The 19,722-nt window shown below is 70.6% G+C and carries 20 protein-coding genes, 1 tRNA gene and 2 pseudogenes; 17 read left to right on the forward strand and 6 right to left on the reverse strand.

Annotated features, from left to right (window positions below):
• Positions 1-16 precede the first annotated feature (16 nt).
• The gene (locus ACIO92_RS09865; RefSeq protein ID WP_366445393.1) at positions 17-1,612 is read right to left on the reverse strand and encodes a helicase HerA-like domain-containing protein; all 1,596 of its coding nucleotides are present in this window, start codon (positions 1,610-1,612) and stop codon (positions 17-19) included.
• Positions 1,613-1,708: 96 nt separating this feature from the next.
• Between ACIO92_RS09865 and ACIO92_RS09870 the strand changes: the two genes are divergently transcribed.
• Both ACIO92_RS09870 and ACIO92_RS09875 read left to right on the forward strand, forming a co-directional pair.
• On the forward strand, positions 1,709-2,005 hold the full coding sequence (locus ACIO92_RS09870) for a type II toxin-antitoxin system VapB family antitoxin (protein ID WP_017240525.1): 297 nt from the start codon (positions 1,709-1,711) through the stop codon (positions 2,003-2,005).
• A 118-nt stretch (positions 2,006-2,123) separates the two neighbouring features.
• Positions 2,124-2,753 carry a LytR C-terminal domain-containing protein gene (locus ACIO92_RS09875; RefSeq protein ID WP_402280288.1) on the forward strand — a complete coding sequence of 210 codons (630 nt, stop codon included), beginning with the start codon at positions 2,124-2,126 and terminating at the stop codon, positions 2,751-2,753.
• A gap of 171 nt (positions 2,754-2,924) precedes the next feature.
• Here ACIO92_RS09875 and upp read toward each other — a convergent pair whose 3' ends face one another.
• Complete coding sequence (upp, locus tag ACIO92_RS09880) at positions 2,925-3,560, reverse strand: uracil phosphoribosyltransferase (RefSeq protein WP_351789715.1); 636 nt, start codon at positions 3,558-3,560, stop codon at positions 2,925-2,927.
• 92 nt (positions 3,561-3,652) lie between these two features.
• Here upp and ACIO92_RS09885 point away from each other — a divergent pair, with 92 nt between their 5' ends.
• The 10 genes and pseudogenes from ACIO92_RS09885 (at position 3,653) to ACIO92_RS09930 (ending at position 10,701) form a co-directional block, all read left to right on the forward strand.
• Positions 3,653-3,862, forward strand: a complete 210-nt coding sequence (locus ACIO92_RS09885; RefSeq protein ID WP_351789713.1) for a hypothetical protein — start codon at positions 3,653-3,655, stop codon at positions 3,860-3,862.
• A gap of 228 nt (positions 3,863-4,090) precedes the next feature.
• Positions 4,091-4,618, forward strand: coding sequence for a hypothetical protein (locus ACIO92_RS09890; RefSeq protein ID WP_366445415.1), 528 nt, complete (start codon positions 4,091-4,093; stop codon positions 4,616-4,618).
• A 107-nt stretch (positions 4,619-4,725) separates the two neighbouring features.
• Positions 4,726-5,154, forward strand: a complete 429-nt coding sequence (gene tadA / locus ACIO92_RS09895; RefSeq protein ID WP_402280380.1) for a tRNA adenosine(34) deaminase TadA — start codon at positions 4,726-4,728, stop codon at positions 5,152-5,154.
• Positions 5,155-5,220: 66 nt separating this feature from the next.
• A tRNA-Ser gene (locus ACIO92_RS09900) sits at positions 5,221-5,305 on the forward strand.
• A gap of 192 nt (positions 5,306-5,497) precedes the next feature.
• Positions 5,498-6,587 (forward strand): annotated as a pseudogene (locus ACIO92_RS09905) (ATP-binding protein); the annotation flags it as partial.
• Positions 6,588-7,091: 504 nt separating this feature from the next.
• Entirely contained in the window at positions 7,092-7,256 is a 165-nt protein-coding gene (locus ACIO92_RS09910) for a hypothetical protein (RefSeq protein ID WP_366445390.1), read from the forward strand.
• A gap of 9 nt (positions 7,257-7,265) precedes the next feature.
• Positions 7,266-7,559 carry a Dabb family protein gene (locus tag ACIO92_RS09915; protein ID WP_366445388.1) on the forward strand — a complete coding sequence of 98 codons (294 nt, stop codon included), beginning with the start codon at positions 7,266-7,268 and terminating at the stop codon, positions 7,557-7,559.
• A 270-nt stretch (positions 7,560-7,829) separates the two neighbouring features.
• Positions 7,830-8,675, forward strand: a complete 846-nt coding sequence (locus ACIO92_RS09920) for an RNA polymerase sigma factor SigF (protein ID WP_366445387.1) — start codon at positions 7,830-7,832, stop codon at positions 8,673-8,675.
• 235 nt (positions 8,676-8,910) lie between these two features.
• Positions 8,911-9,816, forward strand: coding sequence for an RNA polymerase sigma factor SigF (locus ACIO92_RS09925; RefSeq protein ID WP_366445386.1), 906 nt, complete (start codon positions 8,911-8,913; stop codon positions 9,814-9,816).
• Positions 9,817-9,879: 63 nt separating this feature from the next.
• Positions 9,880-10,701, forward strand: coding sequence for a hypothetical protein (locus ACIO92_RS09930; protein ID WP_401235379.1), 822 nt, complete (start codon positions 9,880-9,882; stop codon positions 10,699-10,701).
• A 194-nt stretch (positions 10,702-10,895) separates the two neighbouring features.
• On the opposite strand, the gene ACIO92_RS09935 is transcribed toward ACIO92_RS09930, so the two are convergent.
• Positions 10,896-11,132: a hypothetical protein gene (locus ACIO92_RS09935; RefSeq protein WP_366445384.1), complete on the reverse strand. Its 237-nt coding sequence runs from the start codon at positions 11,130-11,132 to the stop codon at positions 10,896-10,898.
• 223 nt (positions 11,133-11,355) lie between these two features.
• Here ACIO92_RS09935 and ACIO92_RS09940 point away from each other — a divergent pair, with 223 nt between their 5' ends.
• Together ACIO92_RS09940 and ACIO92_RS09945 are read left to right on the forward strand one after the other, a co-directional pair.
• Positions 11,356-11,799 (forward strand): MarR family winged helix-turn-helix transcriptional regulator, encoded by a 444-nt coding sequence (locus ACIO92_RS09940; RefSeq protein WP_366445383.1) that lies wholly within the window; start codon positions 11,356-11,358, stop codon positions 11,797-11,799.
• Positions 11,800-11,814: 15 nt separating this feature from the next.
• Positions 11,815-13,413 (forward strand): MDR family MFS transporter, encoded by a 1,599-nt coding sequence (locus tag ACIO92_RS09945; protein ID WP_366445382.1) that lies wholly within the window; start codon positions 11,815-11,817, stop codon positions 13,411-13,413.
• 189 nt (positions 13,414-13,602) lie between these two features.
• On the opposite strand, the gene ACIO92_RS09950 is transcribed toward ACIO92_RS09945, so the two are convergent.
• Both ACIO92_RS09950 and ACIO92_RS09955 read right to left on the reverse strand, forming a co-directional pair.
• Entirely contained in the window at positions 13,603-14,388 is a 786-nt protein-coding gene (locus tag ACIO92_RS09950; RefSeq protein ID WP_366445381.1) for a TetR/AcrR family transcriptional regulator, read from the reverse strand.
• A 35-nt stretch (positions 14,389-14,423) separates the two neighbouring features.
• Positions 14,424-15,557, reverse strand: a pseudogene (locus ACIO92_RS09955) (MFS transporter); the annotation flags it as partial.
• Positions 15,558-15,625: 68 nt separating this feature from the next.
• Between ACIO92_RS09955 and ACIO92_RS09960 the strand changes: the two are divergent.
• Positions 15,626-17,287 carry a recombinase family protein gene (locus ACIO92_RS09960; RefSeq protein ID WP_402280283.1) on the forward strand — a complete coding sequence of 554 codons (1,662 nt, stop codon included), beginning with the start codon at positions 15,626-15,628 and terminating at the stop codon, positions 17,285-17,287.
• 182 nt (positions 17,288-17,469) lie between these two features.
• Positions 17,470-17,718: a hypothetical protein gene (locus ACIO92_RS09965; RefSeq protein ID WP_402280281.1), complete on the forward strand. Its 249-nt coding sequence runs from the start codon at positions 17,470-17,472 to the stop codon at positions 17,716-17,718.
• Positions 17,719-18,358: 640 nt separating this feature from the next.
• On the opposite strand, the gene ACIO92_RS09970 is transcribed toward ACIO92_RS09965, so the two are convergent.
• Positions 18,359-18,673: a hypothetical protein gene (locus ACIO92_RS09970; RefSeq protein ID WP_402280279.1), complete on the reverse strand. Its 315-nt coding sequence runs from the start codon at positions 18,671-18,673 to the stop codon at positions 18,359-18,361.
• Positions 18,674-18,762: 89 nt separating this feature from the next.
• On the opposite strand from ACIO92_RS09970, the gene ACIO92_RS09975 reads away from it, so the two are divergent.
• Positions 18,763-19,098 carry an HNH endonuclease gene (locus ACIO92_RS09975; protein WP_402280277.1) on the forward strand — a complete coding sequence of 112 codons (336 nt, stop codon included), beginning with the start codon at positions 18,763-18,765 and terminating at the stop codon, positions 19,096-19,098.
• Positions 19,099-19,722: the final 624 nt, after the last annotated feature.

A 19,722-nucleotide genomic window follows, 5' to 3' on the forward strand; every position in this document is an offset into this window, starting at 1 on the left:
GGGCCGGACGGCGTGATCAGCGCCGTCGGCGGGCGGTCCCGAAGAGCGAACGGCTGATCTCCCGGCCCAGCTGGGTGCCGATCGACCGCGTGAGGGACTTGAACATCCCGCTGCCGACGACCTGTTCGACGAGCGAGGGCTCCTCCTTGGGGGCCCTCGCTCCCGTCCGTACGGGCCCGGCGGGCCGCTCCGGCGGGACCACCGGGCCCTCCGCCGCCGCACCCGTCCCCGCCGCCGCACCCGCCTCCCGCGCGGCCAGCTTCTCGTACGCCGACTCCCGGTCCACCGCCTGCGCGTACCGCCCGGACAGCGGCGAGTCCCGCACCGCCGCCGCGAGCACCGCCGGGTCCACCGGACCCATCAGCGACTCCGGGGCCCGCAGCCGGGTCGCCGCCACCGGCGTCGGCGCCCCCCGCTCGCTCAGTACGGTGACCACCGCCTCGCCCGTACCGAGACCGGTCAGCACCTCCTCCAGGTCGTACGGCGAGTTCGGGAAGGTCCGCACGGTCGCCTTCAGTGCCTTCGCGTCGTCCGGGGTGAAGGCGCGCAGCGCGTGCTGCACCCGGTTGCCCAACTGCCCCAGCACATCGGCGGGCACGTCCTTCGGCGTCTGCGTCACGAAGAACACCCCGACGCCCTTCGAGCGGATCAGCCGGACCGTCTGCGTGATCGACTCCAGGAACGCCTTCGACGCCCCCTTGAACAACAGGTGCGCCTCGTCGAAGAAGAACACCAGCTTCGGCTTGTCCAGGTCGCCGACCTCCGGAAGGCCGTTGTAGAGGTCCGCCAGCATCCACATCAGGAAGGTCGAGAAGAGCTGCGGCCGGTCCCCCACCGACGGAAGCTCCAGGACCGACACGATCCCGCGCCCGTCCGGCGCCGTCCGCAGGAACTCCGCCGTGTCGAACTCCGGCTGCCCGAAGAACGCCCCCGCGCCGCCCTGTTCGAAGGCGGTGAGCGCCCGCAGGATCACCCCCGCCGTCGCCGTCGACAGACCGCCGATCCCCTTCAGCTCGGGCTTGCCCGCGTCCGACACCAGGAACGCCACGACCGCCCGGAGGTCCTTCAGGTCGTCCAGCTCCAGGCCCTTGGAGTCCGCGTAGTGGAAGATCAGGCCGAGGGACTGCTCCTGCGTCTGGTTGAGCTGGAGCACCTTGGAGAGCAGGACCGGGCCGAAACCGGTCACCGTGGCCCGCACCGGGATGCCGGGGCCGGTGCCGCCCAGACCGTAGAACTCGCTGGGGAAGCCCGTCGCCCGCCACTCCTGGCCGACCTGCGCGGCCCGCTCCCGGACCTTCCCGCCGTCGGCGCCGGGCGCCGAGATCCCCGAGACGTCCCCCTTGACGTCGGCGAGGAAGACCGGCACGCCGTTCGCCGACAGCTGCTCGGCGATCAGCTGGAGCGTCTTCGTCTTGCCGGTGCCGGTCGCCCCGGCGACCAGTCCGTGCCGGTTGAGGACGGCCAGCGGGATGCGGACCGGCGCGTCCGGGTGACAGACGCCGTCCCAGAGCAGCGCCCCCAGTTCGAGTGCCGCGCCCTCGAAGGCGTACCCCTCGGCGATCCCGGCGGCGGGCCCCGCAAGGGCCTCCGACGGCTGCTCGCTCCCGCTCATCACGGCACCCCGATTCCGGTTTGTCATAGTTCGCACCAGCATCGCACTGCCCGCGCATGGCTGCGCCGGTAGCCGCTCGCCCGGTAGGCTTTCCGTGTGATCTTCAAGCGCATCGGAAACGGAAAGCCGTATCCCGACCACGGCCGGGAAAGCACCCGGCAGTGGGCGGACGTCGCCCCGCGCCCGGTCCGTCTCGATCAGCTGGTCACCACCAAGGGCCAGCTGGACCTCGAGACGCTGCTCGCGGAGGACTCCACCTTCTACGGCGACCTCTTCGCGCACGTCGTGAAGTGGCGGGGCGATCTCTACCTGGAGGACGGACTGCACCGCGCCGTCCGCGCGGCGCTCCAGCAGCGTCAGGTGCTGCACGCCCGCGTCCTGGAGATGGACTGACACCGCGTCCGGCCGACCGCTCCGCGACTGACCCTTTCGGGGCCGGTTCGCCCCCATCCGGACGCGATCACATGATCATCAAGTAGGCATCGCCGACGGCCGGCATTACGCTGCGCTCATGAGCATGCTCACTCCCCCAGGAATGGGCGGAAAGTACCGCATCACAGGGGACACCTACCCCCGAATGCGCCGCCCGCGGCGCCGTCGCAGGATCGTCCTCGCGGCCTCGGCCGCCGTGGTCGTGCTCGGCGCGGCAGGCTGGGGCACGCTCCAGCTCGTCGACGTCTTCTCGGGCGACGGGGGCAAGCAGACGACGGCCGGGAAGCAGACCGACTGCAAACCCGCCCCCGCGGCGACCGGCGCGCCCGCCGCCGCCCTCCCGAAACCCGCCCAGATCACGGTCAACGTCTACAACGCGACCCCGCGCGGCGGACTCGCCAAGACGACCGCCGACGAGCTCAAGAAGCGCGGCTTCACCATCGGCAAGGTGGGGAACGCCCCCGCCGCCTACGACAAGAAGGTCCCCGGCGCCGGGCTGCTGCTCGGCGCCCCCGGTGCCACCAAGGGCGCCTTCCCGGTGCTCGGCACCCAGCTCAGGGGCGCCACCACCAAGACGGACACCCGGGGCACGGCCGACATCGACCTGATCATCGGGACGACCTTCAAGAGCCTGGACCCGAAGGCCACGGCGGACGCGGCCCTGACCGCGCTCACGAAGCCCGCACCGGCCCCGGCCGGGAAGTGCTGAGCGCCCTCCGGAGGCGCTGAGCCGACGCCGACACGAAGAGGGCGGGCCGGAGACCGGCCCGCCCTCTTCCCGTACGCCACCCGGCGAAGTCCCCGCCGGTGAAGCTCCTGACTGAGGCGATCCCCGCGCGGTGCGATCCCCCGCGGTGGGATTCCCGCCCCGGTGGGATCCCTACTCGGCCGAGCCGTACATGCGGTCGCCCGCGTCGCCCAGGCCCGGGACGATGTAGCCCTGCTCGTTGAGACGCTCGTCGACCGAGGCCGTCACCACGGTCACCGGGGTGCCCGCGAGGTCCCGCTCCATGACCGCGACGCCCTCCGGGGCGGCCAGCAGCACCACGGCGGTCACGTCGTCGGCGCCGCGCCTGATCAGCTCCTGGATCGCCGCGACCAGCGTGCCGCCGGTCGCCAGCATCGGGTCCAGGACGTACACCTGGCGGCCCGAGAGGTCCTCCGGCATCCGCGTGGCGTAGGTGGACGCCTCCAGCGTCTCCTCGTTGCGGATCATGCCCAGGAAGCCGACCTCGGCGGTCGGGAGCAGCCGGACCATGCCGTCGAGCATCCCGAGCCCGGCGCGCAGGATCGGGACGACGAGCGGGCGCGGGTACGACAGCTTCACACCGGTCGTGGCCGTGACGGGGGTCTCGATGTCGACCTGCTCGGTCCGCACGTCCCTGGTGGCCTCGTAGGCGAGCAGGGTGACCAGCTCGTCGGAGAGCCGACGGAAGGTCGCGGAGTCGGTGCGCTTGTCGCGCAGCGTGGTGAGCTTGTGGGCGACCAGCGGGTGATCGACGACGTGGAGACGCATGACTCAACAGTAGCCCGCCGCGCACTGGCGTCGACCCACGCCACTGGGGGAAGGTGGGAGCACGGGGACCCAGCGATGGGGTGGAGTGACCGATGCCCGACCTGGAAGAACCGGCCGACGGCGCCGCCGAGGGGGCGGCCCGGACACCGGGACCGGAGACGGACGCGGAACGCCGCAGGCGCCGCGCCCAGTTCCTGCGTGAGCTCCACGAGGCGAAGGCGCTGCGCGAGCGCGTACAGCCCAGACGCGCACGGGCCGCCCGGATGCGTCAGGCGATGCGGATGCGGACCTTCCGCTGGTGAGGGAGCCGGAGCGGCGCGAACGCGGCGAACCGGCTGGGCCCGGCCGTGCGCCCCCCGTGTGCGCCGGGGTCGCGCGCCCGTCCGATCGCGGGGTCGTTCAGACTGATGCACGACGCAAGAGCCGAAGACCTCTCCTGTCGCCGTCGTTTCTGTCACGATGCCGATTGGGCGGGGCATCAGGAGCGCTCCGCCGGATCGTCACACCTCTGATCAGTGGGAGAGAGTCAGGTGTACTTCGCCGCACTGCTCGCGCGCACCGAAGACGGGTGGGAAGCGAGCGACACGGAGCTCGACGACGTGGAGACCCTGTCGGATCTGACCGAGCTGGCCCGTGAGGCCTCGGACGACGACACGGTGATCGTCTTCATCGAGCAGGAGGACGCGTGGTTCGGGATCGTACGGATCGAGGGTGAGGAAGACCCTCGCGTCTACGTCTCGGACGGCGCCGCCGCCGCCCGTTCCTCGTACGGGGAGATCCTCACCCGGGAGATCCTGGGCGACGAACTGGACGACATCGACGACGAACTGGAAGCGCTGGACCTGGACGGCACGGAGGACGGCGAACCGCTCACCGAGTCCGACGACGACGGTCCGGCCGGACCCGCCGAGATCGTGCCGGCCGCCCCGGTCGGCGACCGGCTGATCCTCGCGGACCTCGGAGTGTCGGCGGCCGATCTGCTGGCCCTCGACAGCGACGCCCTCGCGGAGATCGCGGACGCGCTGGGGGCCGCAGAGGTCCTGGAGGCCGTCCGCTAGTGGCACGTGCGCGACCCCTTCCCGACACGACGAACGGCCCCGGGCTCCCGGGCGACGACCCGGAGGCCCCTTCGGGCGATCCCGTACGGGACCCCTGGCGGGCGCCCATGCGGCTCGCCCTCGCCGAGGCCGACGCGGCGGTGCCGGCCGGTGACGTACCGGTCGGCGCGGTCGTGCTCGGCCCCGACGGCGCGGTCCTCGCCCGTGCCCACAACGAGCGGGAGGCCACGGGCGACCCCACGGCGCACGCCGAGGTGCTCGCCCTGCGCCGGGCGGCCACGGCGACCGGCGCGTGGCGGCTGACCGGCTGCACGCTGGTGGTGACCCTGGAACCGTGCGTGATGTGCGCGGGGGCGCTGGTCCAGTCCCGGATCGAGCGGGTGGTGTTCGGCGCCGTCGACGAGAAGGCGGGCGCGGCGGGCTCGCTCTGGGACCTGCTCCGCGACCGGCGGCTCAACCACCGCCCCGAGGTGGTCCACGGGGTGCTCGGCGAGGAGTGCGCGGAGCAGCTGACGGCCTTCTTCCGGGACCGCTGACCCCGCCCCGGCCGTCACCGCGATACGGATTTCATCGCAGCCGGAAGTTCCGCTAAGCTCTCTCTCGGTAGCGTGTCCGAGCGGCCGAAGGAGCTCGCCTCGAAAGCGAGTGTGGCGCAAGTCACCGAGGGTTCAAATCCCTCCGCTACCGCTTCTAACACCCCCCTGATCTGCGGAAACGCGATCAGGGGGGTGTTTTGCGTGGGGTGTACACCACCGCGGCCATGCCTCTCCCTCCGCCCTCGAACCGCCGGGTACCGGCCGTACCCAGTACGACGGATCACGTCGAAGTGGAGTCGGACGCGATCCGTCCAGGTCGATGAACTGAAGGGTCCTAGCCCGCGACTGGCGTGATGTGCTGTCCGACGCACTTGACGTGACGGCACGTTCGCCGCATCCACTGCTGGTGATCGACGAGCTGCCGTACCTGCTCCAGCACTCACCCGAGATCCCGGGACCGCTTCAGCAGCTCTACGACGAGCGTCAGCGCGGCGCCCGGCACGGAGCCGGACCGGGCCCGCGCCTGATCCTGTGCGGATCTGCGATGGGCGTCATGCACGAACTGCTCTCGGGGACGAAACCGCTGCGCGGCCGGGCGGTCGTCGACCTGCGCCTCGGCCCCTTCGACTACCGGGGCAGCCGGGCCTTCTGGCAGATCGAGGACCCGCTGACCGCGCTGAAGGTGCACGCGGTCCTCGGTGGGGCACCCGGCTACCGGCCGGTGGCCGCCCGTCCACACCCCGACGACGGGTTCGACACGTGGCTCGCCATGACGCTCCTCGAACCGGGCCGGGCGGTGCACTCGCACACCGAGACCGAATACCTGCTGCGCGAGGATCCGAGGATCACCCAGCACACGCTGTACTACGACACGCTCACCGCGCTCGGCATCCGATCATCACCCTCGCCGACCCGGTCATCCGCTTCAATCAGCTGATCACCCTGCCGCAGGCGGCCGCCGTGGAGCAGGGCTTCGGCGAACAGGTGGGGCAGCAGGCCGCTCCGATCTTCAATTCCAAGATCCTCGGCCCGCGTTTCGAGGACCTGGCCCGCGACTTCACCCGCCGCTACGCCCACACCCTGCTGCCCGGTGGGCTGCCCGGTCCGGTCGGTACGACCGAGGTCGCCGACCAGGCCGCCCGGACGAGGCACGAGGTCGATGTCATCGCCCTGGCCGCCGGTGAGCGGCCTCAGGCGCCCCGGGCGAAGATCGCGCTCCTGGGCGAGGCCAAGGCGACCGCCGCCCGCCGGGGAACCGGCGACCTCCAGCGCCTGGAACCCATCCGGGGCCTCCTCGCGGAACAGGGGTACGACACCGGCGGCACCACGCTGGCCCTGTACTCCCCGCACGGCTCCATCCCGACCTGGCCGGACCCGCCGCTCGGCGCGACGACGTCCTCCTGGTCGATCTGCCCGCCCTCTACGACGGGTGACGCCCTTCGAGGGCCGGCCCTCGACAGCCATCGCGGACCCGCCCCGGACCCGGACATGGAGGAGGCCCCGGCCGTGCGCTCAGGGAAGCACGGTCGGGGCCTCGTTCTGGGAGTCCGGGGGTCCGGGGGTTCCGGGACGTCCGGGGGTCTCACGGTGTCCGGTCCTCGGGGGACCCGTCCGGGTATCTCGGGGATCCGGAAGAGCTAGGACGGGGGGAGCGGCATCGGGGGGACAAGCCGCTCCCCCCGATGAGAACCGGTCCTGCAAGTCCTGCGCCGCAGTCAGGGGGGAAGCTCGCGGCGCGGACCCCGCAGTGAGGGCCGGTTCCAGGAGCCCGGAGATTCCTGCCAGATCCGCCGGGCTCGAGATCCATCCTGCTCGCCCCCGCCCCTTCCGGGGGACGGCGAAAGACCCCGATCTCCGGGCCCTTGGTCCATAAGGCCTCGGTTAGAGTGGCGCGGTCGCACGGCGGGACGCAGGCGGGAACCAGGGGAGGGCCGGCCATGGCGCAGGTGAAGAAGGTCGCGTTGTACGCGGTGGTGGTCTTCGTGCTGTACACGATCGTCACGTCCCCGTCGAGGGCCGCCGATCTCGTACAGGTAGGGTTCGAGGGCATTTCCAGCGCCGCCCAGGGTGTCGGCGAGTTCATGACCGAACTCATCAACTAGGAGCTCTCCGTGATCCGCCATCTGGTCCTGTTCAAGCTGAACGAGGGCGTCTCGCGCGACGAGCCGCGCGTCGCGGCCGGGGTCGAGGCGTTCCGCGCGCTCGGCGGCCAGATCCCCGAGGTGCGCTTCTGGGAGTGCGACTGGAACATCTCGGACCGGCCGATCGCCTACGACTTCGCGATCAACTCGGCCGTCGAGGACCCGGAGGCGCTCCAGCGCTACCTGGACCACCCCGCGCACCAGGCGGGCGTCGCCCAGTGGCGCGAGTTCTCCACCTGGGTGATCGCCGACTACGCGTTCTAGAGCGGGTCCGGAAGGCGACGCCCCGGCGGCTCTCCGAACACCCTCCCAGGTCATGGGCGTCCCCTGACGCCGACCGGGCCCCCCGCCCGCGCGCGGGGGGCCTTTTCCGTGCGTGACCTCTACCTTTTCCGCCACTATGCCCTCAACACGTAGTGATGCGGTGCTTGCACACAGTGGACATGTCTTGTGATGCTATGACCGCTTTTGACGGATGAATCGACCGTAATCGAGCAGTAGACCCGCAAGACCAGCCAGAGGGGTGGCGTGAACGTGCCGGCCAGTACAGCGCCTCAAGTCCCGCCCCAGCACGAGGCGGGCGGCGTGGAGACCCCCCGCCCCCGCCCCCAGAGCACCCGTGGCGCCGACACCCGCGCCCTCACCCAGGTCCTCTTCGGACAGCTCAAGGACCTCGAACCGGGCAGCACCGAGCACCACCGGGTGCGCGGCGCCCTCATCGAGGCCAACCTGCCGCTGGTGCGGTACGCGGCGGCCCGCTTCCGTTCCCGGAACGAGCCGATGGAGGACGTCGTCCAGGTCGGCACCATCGGCCTGATCAACGCCATCGACCGCTTCGACCCGGACCGGGGCGTACAGTTCCCTACCTTCGCCATGCCGACCGTCGTCGGGGAGATCAAGCGGTACTTCCGCGACAACGTCCGCACCGTGCACGTGCCGCGCCGTCTGCACGAGCTGTGGGTCCAGGTGAACGGCGCCACCGAGGACCTGACCACCGCCCACGGCCGCTCCCCCACGACCGCCGAGATCGCCGAGCGGCTGCGGATCGGCGAGGACGAGGTGCTCGCCTGCATCGAGGCGGGCCGCTCGTACCACGCCACCTCCCTGGAAGCCGCACAGGAGGGCGACGGGCTGCCCGGACTGCTCGACCGGCTCGGCTACGAGGACCCCGCGCTCGCCGGGGTGGAGCACCGCGACCTCGTCCGGCACCTGCTCGTCCAGCTGCCCGAGCGGGAGCAGCGCATCCTGATGCTGCGCTACTACAGCAACCTGACCCAGTCCCAGATCAGCCAGGAGCTCGGGGTCTCCCAGATGCACGTGTCAAGGCTCCTCGCCCGGAGCTTCGCCCGATTGAGATCCGCAAACAGGATCGAGGCGTAACCGGAACGGGTAGACCGGTTCGGAGCAGTTCCCCCGCGTCCCAAAAGCCGCACACCCCTTGTTTCCTGCGGATATACGCCCTCTCCTTGTCGACAAGTCACTACAGCGCGTTGCCGACATGTGACATTCTGCTGGAACCGAGTTTGCCGCAGCTCCGCCGCCGGTATTCAGGTGGAAGCTGCGTTCCTCAGATGGTCGCGGCCACCGCGACCGTCCGCGACCTCAAGGGGGTGGCATGTCCACAGAACTGGGCAGCTCGAAGGTGCTCACGCTCACGCCCGTTACCGTGCCCGCGCAGCCGACGGCACCCGTCGCGACCGGCGGCGCGGAGACCTCGCCGCCGCCGATGGTCGTGCCGTCGGGCGCCCTCGACACCCGCACCCTCTCGCGCTCCCTGTTCCTGCGGCTGCACGCCCTCGACATCGCGGGAATCGCCAAGGACAGCCCCGAGCGGACCTACGTCCGCGACACCCTGATCGAGCTGAACCTGCCGCTCGTGCGGTACGCGGCGGCCCGCTTCCGCTCCCGCAACGAGCCGATGGAGGACATCGTCCAGGTCGGCACCATCGGCCTGATCAAGGCGATCGACCGCTTCGACTGCGAACGGGGCGTGGAGTTCCCGACGTTCGCGATGCCGACCGTCGTCGGGGAGATCAAGCGCTTCTTCCGCGACACCTCGTGGTCGGTGCGCGTCCCGCGCCGCCTCCAGGAGCTGCGCCTGGCCCTCACCAAGGCCAGCGACGAGCTGGCGCAGAAGCTCGACCGCTCCCCCACCGTGCCCGAACTCGCCGCCGTGCTGGGGGTGTCGGAGGAGGACGTCGTCGACGGTCTCGCCGTGGGCAACGCGTACACCGCCTCCTCGCTCGACTCCCCCTCGCCCGAGGACGACGGCGGCGAGGGTTCGCTCGCCGACCGCCTGGGCTACGAGGACACCGCCCTCGAAGGCGTCGAGTACCGCGAGTCCCTCAAGCCGCTGCTGGCCAAACTCCCGCCCAGGGAACGGCAGATCATCATGCTCCGCTTCTTCGCGAACATGACCCAGTCGCAGATCGGCGAGGAGGTCGGCATCTCCCAGATGCACGTCTCCCGGCTGCTCACCCGCACGCTCGCCCAGCTGCGCGACGGACTCATCGCGGACTGACCTTCCGGCCAAGTTCCACGAAGGACTCCCCTTCCTGACGGTACGTCAGTCACACTGGCGCGCATGAGGCGAAGGAAGCCGGTACTCGTGACGGTGGCGCTCTGCCTCGGCGGAGCGCTGACCGCCTGCGGCGGCGGAGACGGCGAGGGGTACGCGGCGGTCGGCGCGGGCCCCTCCCTCCGAGGCGCGGTCACCCCGTCCGGCGCGGTCACCCTGGTCCCCCTGGACGGCCCCGCGCCGAGCGAGGACAGCTCCGGCACCTCGTCCCCCTCACCGTCCCCACAAGCCCCGGGCAGCCCTTCGGGTACGGGAGTGAGCACGGGCTCGGCCCCGGGCGCGGCCACCGACCCGGGCGCGGGACCCGGCACGCGTACGGAAGCCGGTACGGGCGCCCCCACGGGCCCCGGCGGTGGGACGCGGCCGGGCACGGGCCCCGGCACCTCCCCGACGTCCGCCCCCGGCGGCCCCGGCACCGCGCCCGGCCACGGGACCGGCACCCCTCCCCGTACCCCCTCCGCACCGCCTCCGGGGCCCGCGCCGGGCACCGGGGCGCCCACGGTACCGACGCCCGCCCCCGGGCCCGCCCTGCTGACCGTCTCCGCGCCCGTCCTCGCCGACGGGGACCGGCGCTGGTGCGAGCGGGTGACCGTCACCTTCCGGAACGGCGGGGGCACGGCGGCCCGTTCGGGCACGGTCACCTTCGCCACCCATGTCATCGGCGCCCTCGGGACCGACTGGGCCACGCTCGTCTCCACCCGGCCGCTGCCCGCCCCGATCGCCGCCGGGACCGCGCGGACGGAGACGTACGACGTGTGCGTGGACGCCTGGCGGGTGCCGCTCGGGATGCGGATCGACACCCGGGAGGTCACCGCCGTCTGGCGGTGAGCGACGGCACCGCGACGAGCCCGGGGCGAGGGGGGCCCGGCCGCCGGGGCGGGCCCGGCCGCTCCCCTTCTACAAGGGGAGCGCTCCCCTTATGGGGGACGCACTCCGCGGGGCCCGGGGGACGGACGTGAAAGGTGGGCCGGACCGCTCCGCGCGGCACCGGCCCACCTCGGGGTTCGGAGGGGACGGGCGGGTCAGCCCAGGGCCAGCCAGGCGACGGCCGCCAGGACGACGATCACCGCGACCACGCCCACGATCAGACCGACCTTCGGGCCGCTCGACGCGGCGGCCACGACCTGCGGCTGCTGTCGCTGCGGGGTGCCCTCGTCGACGAAGGCGCGGAACATCTGGGTGTTGCCGGCGGGGTCGTAGGAGCCCTCGGGGCCCTGACCCTGGCCCTGGCCGTACGGTGCTTGGGGGTTGTGTGCCATGGCCAGGACCCTAGCGAAGGACCGGTGGCGGGCCCAAGCCCCGTCCCCCCGCCCCGGCCGGACGGGGGCGAGGAGCACCCGGCCCACCCCGGTCCGACGGGTGCGCGAGACGCCCGGACCCCGCCTTTGCCCATTCTTTAGCGCCATTTGACCGATTTAGTTTGCCTGAAGCAACCATCAATCTCTATCGTTGCCCTAAGCAACAACATCGATGGGGTGCCGGATGGACAGAGGCAATCTGTACGAGAACCTCGCCCGCCAGGTGAGCGCCATCGGTGCCGTGAAGCGCGGTCTCTCGCGGACCCTGCCCGCCGAGTGCCCCGGCGGATCCGCGATCGTCCTCGCCCTGCTGCACCACCACGGCGACATGCGGATCGGCCGGGTGTCCGAACTGATGGCCGTCGACATGTCGGTCAGTAGCAGACACGTGGCCCACACCGTGGACCGCGGCTGGGTGGAGCGCCTGCCCGACCCTGCCGACAAGCGCTCCCGCACCCTCCATCTGACCCCCGCGGGCGACGAGATGCTCGCCACCCTCGACCGACGGCTGACCGACATGCTCGCCCACACCCTCGCGGAGTGGTCCGACGAAGACGTCGAGCTGCTCACCGTCCTGCTCGCCCGCCTCCGCGACGCCTTCGGAGACTGCCGGGCCCACCACGCTTGAGAACGAAGGAAGTTGATGGCTACCACCACACCTGACACCGGTGTGCGCGGCGGGAGCGCCCAGGAAGGGGACTCCGTCACCGGCGGCGCCCCGATGACGCACAAGCAGATCATGGAGGCGCTGTCCGGGCTGCTGCTCGGCATGTTCGTCGCCATCCTGTCCTCGACGATCGTCTCCAACGCCCTTCCGCAGATCATCACCGATCTGGGTGGTGGCCAGTCCGCCTACACCTGGGTCGTCACCGCGGCGCTCCTGGCGATGACCGCGACCACCCCGCTCTGGGGCAAGCTCTCGGACCTCTTCTCCAAGAAGCTGCTCGTCCAGATAGCCCTGCTCATCTACGTCGCGGGCTCGGTCGTCGCGGGTCTCTCGCAGAGCACCGGGATGCTCATCGCCTGCCGTGTCGTCCAGGGCATCGGCGTCGGCGGTCTGACCGCCCTCTCCCAGATCATCCTGGCCGCGATGATCGCCCCGCGCGAACGCGGCCGGTACAGCGGCTACCTCGGCGCCACCTTCGCCGTGGCGACCGTCGGCGGTCCGCTGCTCGGCGGCGTGATCACCGACACCGACTGGCTCGGCTGGCGCTGGTGCTTCTACGTCGGCGTGCCCTTCGCGCTCATCGCCCTGTTCGTCCTGCAGAAGACCCTGAAGCTGCCGGTCGTGAAGCGCCAGGTCAAGGTCGACTGGGCGGGTGCGTTCTTCATCAGCGCCGCCGTGTCGCTGCTCCTCGTCTGGGTCACCTTCGCCGGTGACAAGTACGACTGGATGTCCTGGCAGACGGCCGTCATGGTGCTCGGCGCGGTCGCGCTCGGCGCGGTCTTCGTGTTCGTCGAGTCCCGGGCGAGCGAGCCGATCATCCCGCTCCGCCTCTTCCGCAACCGCACCATCACCCTCGCCTCGCTGGCCTCGCTCTTCGTGGGCGTCGCGATGTTCGCGGGCACGGTCTTCTTCAGCCAGTACTTCCAGCTGGCGCGGAACGAGTCGCCGACGATGTCCGGCGTCCTCACCATCCCGATGATCGCGGGCCTGTTCGTCTCGTCCACGGTCTCCGGTCTGGTCATCACCAGGACCGGCCGGTGGAAGGCGTGGCTGGTCACCGGTGGCGCCCTCGCGGCCGGCGGTCTCGGCCTGCTCGGCACGATCCGCTACGACACGGCGTACTGGCACATCGCGCTCTTCATGGCGGTGCTCGGCCTGGGCATCGGCATGATGATGCAGAACCTGGTGCTCTGCACCCAGAACCAGGTGGCCCCCGCCGACCTCGGCGTCGCCTCCTCCGTCGTCACCTTCTTCCGCTCCCTCGGCGGTGCGGTCGGTGTCTCGGCGCTGGGCGCGGTCATGGCCCACCGGGTCACGGACTACGTCAAGGAGGGCCTGGCCGAGCTGGGTCCGAAGGCGGCCGGTGCGATGGGCCAGGGCGGCGGCGGCATCCCCGACATGGACAAGCTGCCGCCCCCGGTCCGCACGGTCATGGAGAGCGCGTACGGGCACGGCGTCGCGGACGTCTTCCTCTACTCCGCGCCGTTCGCGCTGCTGGCCTTCGTGGTGACGCTGTTCATCAAGGAGGTCGCGCTGAAGAGCAACAGCACGGTGAAGGCCGCCGAGGAGGCCTGACAGAAGCTCCCGGCCCGCTTCGAGCGGAGGCGCGGCCGGGTCGGGTACGGAGCGGCGGGCAGGGGACGGCCCGCCGCTCCGTCACGTTCTCCGGGACTTCCTGAGGGGGTCCCGGCTCCGTGCTCCTCCGGGGCCTCGTCAGGTCCCGGCCCCCTGGGCCCCCGGAGTCTTCCCGTACGGCTCCGCCCGTCACTCCTCGGCGGAGGCCTCCGTACGGCCCCGTTCGACCATGACCTCGATGCCCGCGATCAGCACCTCGAGGGCGTAGTCGAAGTCGCGGTCCCAGATGGCGGTGACGCTCCCGTGCGAGGCGCGCTCGTCGAGGATGTCCGCCATCGGCGCCAGCGCCTCGACGAACGCCGGGTCGTCGCGGAAGGCCCTGACCGACTCCCCGTAGAAGTCGTCCTGGGACATCCCCGCCTCCGTCGCCCGGCGCTCGAACTGGGACTCGATGGTCCCGTAGCCGTAGACGAACTGGAAGACCGCCGAGGTCGCGCTCGGCTGACGGGCGGTCGGGAGCCCGGTGTCCCGGATCGATCCATGGATCTTGGAGCCGACGGCGATCGCGGCGGGGCCGATGTTCAGGTACTGGCCCGCGCACGGCGACATCCACGGGTGGCGGACCAGCATCCGGCGGTAGTCCAGGGCGAGCACCCGGACGCGTTCCCGCCAGTCCCCGGCCGCGTCGATCGCGGCCAGGTCGATCTCCCCGTACACCATGTCGATCGCGAACTCGATGATGTCGTCCTTGGTGTCCACGTACCAGTAGAGCGACATCGCGGTGACGCCCAGCTCGGCCGCGAGCCTGCGCATCGACAGCTTCGCCAGGCCGTCCTCGTCGAGCATCCGGACCGCCGCGCCGACGATCCGGTCGCGGTCGAGCCCGGCAGGACCCCCGCCCGCGCGGGGTGCCCGCTCCTCCAGCCAGACACTGGAACGCGCCGGGTTCCTGGCCCGGTCCGCCGCCTTGACCATCGCGTTCCTCCATCTGTCAGCGCTCGGTCACCATGCTATGCAGCGACCGGCGACCGCTCCGCCCTCGCCTCGTTCCGTTCCGCTCGCCGGAGCAGCGCCGCCGAGACCAGGCCGCCCGCGAGGACGGCGACGGCGCCGACCAGCTGGCTGGTCTGGAGACCGGAGGCGAAGGCCTCGGAGATCTGCCGTCGCTCGGCCTCGGACCCGGCGGCGGCCAGCGCGGCCGGGAGGGAGGCGGCGGTGACCGCGACGAGGGCGGCGAAGCGGGCGTTCAGGACCGCGCCGAGGACGGCGACGCCGAGACCGTTGCCGAACTCGGCCAGCGTGCCGTTGATCCCGGCGCCCACACCCGCCTTCTCCGGCGGGATCGAGCTCATGATCGCGTTGGCCATGGCCGGGGACGAGACGGCGATGCCGCCGCCCATCAGGACCAGGCCGAGCAGCATCCCCGCGTAACCGCCGTCGGTGCCGCCGCCGAGCAGGGCGATCGAGGCGAGACCACCGGCCACCAGGGTCATGCCGAGGACGACGGTGGGCGGGGTGCCCAGCTTCATGACGATCCTCGGGCCGATGCCGGTCAGGTTGAGGCCGACGATGGTCAGCGCGAGCGGCGCCATCCGCAGGCCCGCCTCCAGGGGCTCGTAGCCGAGTACGAACTGGAGGTGCTGGGTGAGCAGGAAGAGCGAGCCGCCCATGCCGAAGACCACCAGGAGCGAGCCGCCGATGGCTCCGATGAACTTCTGGTTCCGGAAGAAGTGCATGTCGAGCATCGGGTACGGGGTGCGCAGCTCCCACAGCGCGAAGGCGGTGAGGGAGCCGAGCCCGACGACGGCGGGGACCAGCACCTCGACGGAGGTCCAGCCGTGCTCGGGGCCGGTGATGATGGCGTAGACGACACCGGTCATGCCGAGGGTGGAGAGCAGCGCGCCGGGCACGTCGGGCCGCTCGCCCTGCGGGTTCTTCGACTCCGGTACGAGCCTGAGGACGGCGACCAGGGCCAGCACCGCGATCGGGATGTTGATCAGGAAGATCATTCCCCACCAGAAGTGGTTGAGGATCACTCCGCCGATCAGCGGCCCGCCCGCGAACCCGAGCGAGGAGACCGTGGACCAGAGCGCGATGGCCTTGACCCGCTCGGAGTCGTCGAAGATCTGCATGATCACGGCGAGGGCAGGCGCAACACCCTGAGACCTCCCCGGTAGCGGGCCGTTCCCGCAGTTCACAAGGGGTATGACCCATGACAACGGCCCTTCCCAACCGTCCCGCCACGACACACCCGTACTCCACAAAGAACATGGAAGCGACACAGCAGACGTGCAAGTGCCACGGTCGCCCGTGGGCTGATCTACTCCTCCGGAAGTCCAAGGTCGTCCGCGAGGGCGAGCGGGCACTCAGCATCCGTGCGCAGGAAGAGCGGGGCCGCGCATGGGCCGACGAGCACGGCTACTGCGTCCGCAAGGTATGGAAGGAAAACCTGTCGGCGTGGTCCGACGTGAAGCGGCCGAGTTACGACGCGGCCATGTCGGCCGTCCTTGCGGGTGAGGTACCCGCGCTGTGGTGCTACGCGCTCGACCGGTTCAGCCGCAAGGGCGCGGAAGCCGTGGTGCCGATCCTCGGTAGGGCTCGCGTGATCTTCGACTACGAGCGTCTTGACAGCTCGGACGAGCGTGATCGCCGCTGGATCATCGACCGCGCGGAGAACGCCCGCGAGTTCTCCACGCGGCTCAGCTACAACGTGAAGACCACGAAGAACAGGCAGCGCAATGAGGGACGCTGGCTGGCTTCCGCGCCGTTCGGGCTGACCGCCGACCCCGCCACGCGTCGCCTGTCGCCGGACCACGCACCGTACATATGCCTTGTGGACGGGCGCCGCGAAGTGACCCCGTGGGAAATGATCGTCCGCGTGGTCACAGCGATAGCCGAAGGTGCGTCCGCCCGTGGTCTCGCCCGAACGCTGAACAGTGAAGGGCTCCGCACCGCAACAGGCGCACACTGGCGCGCTGACAGCGTGTGGAAAATCGTCGTGCACCCGGTGTACGAGGGGTGGCTCACGGTCACTCCGCCAAAGGGGCATCGGACCCCGCTTCACTACCTCACCGCCGAGGGCAAGCGCGTCCGCTGCGTAGAGGAAGCCACCGTGGACAACATGATCCCTGCGAACCTCGCCGCACGCGCCCGCCGCGTACTCAGCGGGAATCAGATCATGGACAACACCCCCGCACCTGGAAAGGTCACCTATGCGCTCAGCGGGAAAGTCCGGTGCGGGGGATGCGGCGCAGCAATGGTGCTCGGAGGGAAGTCCTACAACTGCCACAGACACACCAACGGCGGATACTGTGCTGCGCCCGCCTCCGCAATGCGCGAACCCCTCGAACGCCACGTTGTGAACGAGTGGTCGAACAGGCTGCACCGCGCCGAGGATGACGACGATCTGTTGATCGCCGTAGCCGAACGGTGGCAGCAGGTTTCCCACCCCGAGGAGACCGACGCAATCCGGGATGCACGCGCCGAACTGAAAGCCGCAACCGCGCAACTCGACAAGTTCCACGCGGACGACGCATCCGGCTTCTACACGGGCCGCTCCGCCCGCTACCGCATCCCCCACAAGATCGCTGCGGAGACGCAGATCGACACCGCCGAGGAACGGCTTGCCGAACTGACTGGTGGGGGACGCGTCGACATTTCATGGCTCATCGAGGGCAACGCGGCGGACACGTGGCAGGCTGCGGACCCGCAGCTACAGCGGGACCTACTGCACCTTGCCATCGAACACGTGACGGTCACGAAAAGCCCCGGGCGCGGATACCGGTTCAAGGGCGAAGAGCGCGTCACCATCGTTTGGGCGACGCCCGAGGATGCCGAGACCGCCACTGGCGACGACCACGCGGAAGCCGCGTAGCCGGTAGCCTCACCCATGCCCCGCACCGACAGGACGTGTGCGGGGAAGGGCGGAGCGTCTAGGACCCGATCCGAGAATGCAGTACACCCGCCCGCACGCCCCGGTAGGCCCCTCAGGGACCCGCCGGGGCTTTCTGCTGCCCAATCCCGGGACAACGCCGTACAGGGTCCTAGCGTGCCCGTATGAGCCACCGCATGGCCGATGCCGAGGTGCGCGCGATCCTGCGGCCCCATCGGGACGGCGGACCCGTCAGCAGGCTGTACGCGGCGGGGGAGATCACTCCGGAGACCCGGACGGCCCTCGGTCGGCTCTTCGTCGCTCTTCGGCGGGCAGGGGACCAGCGATCCGCCAACCAAGTGCTAGACGTCCTTGCGTGGGTGTACGACATCGGCGAGCGGCCGTCTCCCCCGGGGTGGACACGCCACCTGTAGGACGGACCCGCCACCGTGGCCCCTGGGGCTTCCTGCTGCCCGCCCTCGGCAGAGCCGGCGAAGCAAACAGCGGGCGAAGAGTGGTGTCAGAGTGACGGTTCTTACCTACTTTTTGGAACACCTAGAAAAAATATAGAGAAGAGGGGCCGACAGTCACTTTCGGCACTCCGCCACTGTCAGCAGGACACGCCCGTACTCCACTACTGAGTAGAGGGGGAAAACGGCCGGGCTCGCCTACGGGGCGACCGGCCGGGGCCTTTCTCGCCTTCCGAGACCGGGACTACCGCGCACCCACCCTGAGGGGGATACCGGCGGCCCGAGTGCCCGAGTCTCGGATAAAGGCTTTGCCCGTGCAGCACGCACCCCAACCGGGGTGGCCGCAGTGGTCGTGAGGCAGAGCGCGGGGACCGCACCCGCCCACCAGAACCGCCCTTGACGGGGCGGTGCACGGGGGGGGAACGGGCAGGGCGGTTCCCATGGCGTCCTCGGTCCGCCGATGAGCGCCAGGACGACCACACACACACGCCCGCTGACCCAACGGCTAGAGGTGCGCGGTACCGGCCCCGCGAGGGAGACCCGGAAGCACTCCGCAGAGTTCCCCGGTTCGAGTCCGGGGGCGGGCACGCAACAACAGACGGACCTACTTGGCGGGGCGCAGGACTTCCCGCACTCGGCCGAGTCCTACGCGCCGAATCAGGGGCGCAACGGGAACGCTGAACTCAGTTCCACTGTCCTCGCCAATGTCGATGACCCGTTCCGGGAACAGTCCCGCGCGCACTTGGGCCAACGCGTCCTCGGGGTCCATGCCGAGCACTTCCGCCGCTTTGGCGAGCGGGACCGTGGGAGGCAGTTCGTAGTCGGGGGCACTACCGGCGGTGTCGCCTCGCAGGGTCAACACGATGTCGCCGAGCGGGTCCATTCCGCCGCTCACGGTGGGCCGTTCATCACTGGTCATGGCTTCCACGCTACTGACCACAGGGACCGCCCGTACTGCACTTGCCGACCCGTAGGGGGCAGTGCTCAGAACTCACCAGGGGGGCGCACATGCGCTGTATTGACTGCACGGAGCCGGCGACCCGCAGGGGCCGCTGCGAGGCTCACTACGGGGCTTACGAGGGGCGTCCGGCTGTCCGGTCCCGGCGGACACGGGGGAGGCGACGTGCGGGCCGCCGGGACGCTGCTGCGAGGCTTCGCCGACTGGTGGACGAACGGGGGTCGGCCTGGTGCGACTGGTGCCTAGGTGACTTCCCTGCGGCGGTGGTCGACATCGACCATGTGCGCCCGCTCTCGATGGGCGGTGAGGACGTCGGCAGCAACGTGCAGGTGTTGTGCCACGGGTGCCACGCGTTGAAGACGCGGACGGAGTTCGGGCACGTCTAGACGTAGTCCTTTGACAGTCCGCAGTACGTACACCAGTCGAGCGGGTCCCCCTCGGGGTTCTCGTACACATGCCCATCGGCTGCGCATTCCTGGTCGTTCGCTGCTGTGCACGCCACGCACATTCTGTGCCCCTTTCCGTCGCTGAACCATCCCTGGTGGTTCCCACGGTATCTCGCTGCCCCTGCCACTGGAGGTGACTCCCTTTGCCCCGCAGACCCCGCCCCCCGTGCTCTATCCCGGGGTGCCCCGAGCTGACCGCCCGTGGTGGCCGTTGCGCTGCTCACGAGCGTGAGGCGACGGCGCTTCGGGAGACGTCGGGGACGTCGGCGTACGGGCGGTGGTGGCCGAGTGTCCGGCGCCGGTACCTCTACCGGCATCCGTGGTGCGTGCTGTGCGCCAGGACGGCGACGGTCGCCGACCACTTCCCCGACTCGCGCCGTTCGCTGGTGGCTCGGGGCGTCGCCGATCCGGACGCGTGGTCTCGTCTGCGTCCGCTGTGCACGTCGTGCCACAACCGGGAGACCGCTCGATACCAACCGGGCGGGTTCGCGGCGGAGCGTCGCTCCCAGCGTGAGGCGGAGCGTCCGCCGTTCTGACCAGGGGGGTACTCCCCTCCCCTCCCAG

Origin of the sequence: Streptomyces sp. NPDC087215 (assembly GCF_044744885.1) — a bacterium.
Lineage (GTDB): Bacteria > Actinomycetota > Actinomycetes > Streptomycetales > Streptomycetaceae > Streptomyces.

What these genes read in the sequence shown, in the direction of transcription:
- ACIO92_RS09865 (WP_366445393.1), bottom strand. Translation starts at nt 1,612, where the DNA reads ATGAGCGGGAGCGAGCAGCCGTCGGAGGCCCTTGCGGGGCCCGCCGCC.
- ACIO92_RS09875 (WP_402280288.1), top strand. Translation starts at nt 2,124, where the DNA reads ATGAGCATGCTCACTCCCCCAGGAATGGGCGGAAAGTACCGCATCACA.
- upp (WP_351789715.1), bottom strand. Translation starts at nt 3,560, where the DNA reads ATGCGTCTCCACGTCGTCGATCACCCGCTGGTCGCCCACAAGCTCACC.
- ACIO92_RS09885 (WP_351789713.1), top strand. Translation starts at nt 3,653, where the DNA reads ATGCCCGACCTGGAAGAACCGGCCGACGGCGCCGCCGAGGGGGCGGCC.
- tadA (WP_402280380.1), top strand. Translation starts at nt 4,726, where the DNA reads ATGCGGCTCGCCCTCGCCGAGGCCGACGCGGCGGTGCCGGCCGGTGAC.
- ACIO92_RS09910 (WP_366445390.1), top strand. Translation starts at nt 7,092, where the DNA reads ATGGCGCAGGTGAAGAAGGTCGCGTTGTACGCGGTGGTGGTCTTCGTG.
- ACIO92_RS09925 (WP_366445386.1), top strand. Translation starts at nt 8,911, where the DNA reads ATGTCCACAGAACTGGGCAGCTCGAAGGTGCTCACGCTCACGCCCGTT.
- ACIO92_RS09930 (WP_401235379.1), top strand. Translation starts at nt 9,880, where the DNA reads ATGAGGCGAAGGAAGCCGGTACTCGTGACGGTGGCGCTCTGCCTCGGC.
- ACIO92_RS09935 (WP_366445384.1), bottom strand. Translation starts at nt 11,132, where the DNA reads ATGGCACACAACCCCCAAGCACCGTACGGCCAGGGCCAGGGTCAGGGC.
- ACIO92_RS09940 (WP_366445383.1), top strand. Translation starts at nt 11,356, where the DNA reads ATGGACAGAGGCAATCTGTACGAGAACCTCGCCCGCCAGGTGAGCGCC.
- ACIO92_RS09945 (WP_366445382.1), top strand. Translation starts at nt 11,815, where the DNA reads ATGGCTACCACCACACCTGACACCGGTGTGCGCGGCGGGAGCGCCCAG.
- ACIO92_RS09950 (WP_366445381.1), bottom strand. Translation starts at nt 14,388, where the DNA reads ATGGTCAAGGCGGCGGACCGGGCCAGGAACCCGGCGCGTTCCAGTGTC.
- ACIO92_RS09960 (WP_402280283.1), top strand. Translation starts at nt 15,626, where the DNA reads ATGACAACGGCCCTTCCCAACCGTCCCGCCACGACACACCCGTACTCC.
- ACIO92_RS09965 (WP_402280281.1), top strand. Translation starts at nt 17,470, where the DNA reads ATGAGCCACCGCATGGCCGATGCCGAGGTGCGCGCGATCCTGCGGCCC.
- ACIO92_RS09970 (WP_402280279.1), bottom strand. Translation starts at nt 18,673, where the DNA reads ATGACCAGTGATGAACGGCCCACCGTGAGCGGCGGAATGGACCCGCTC.
- ACIO92_RS09975 (WP_402280277.1), top strand. Translation starts at nt 18,763, where the DNA reads ATGCGCTGTATTGACTGCACGGAGCCGGCGACCCGCAGGGGCCGCTGC.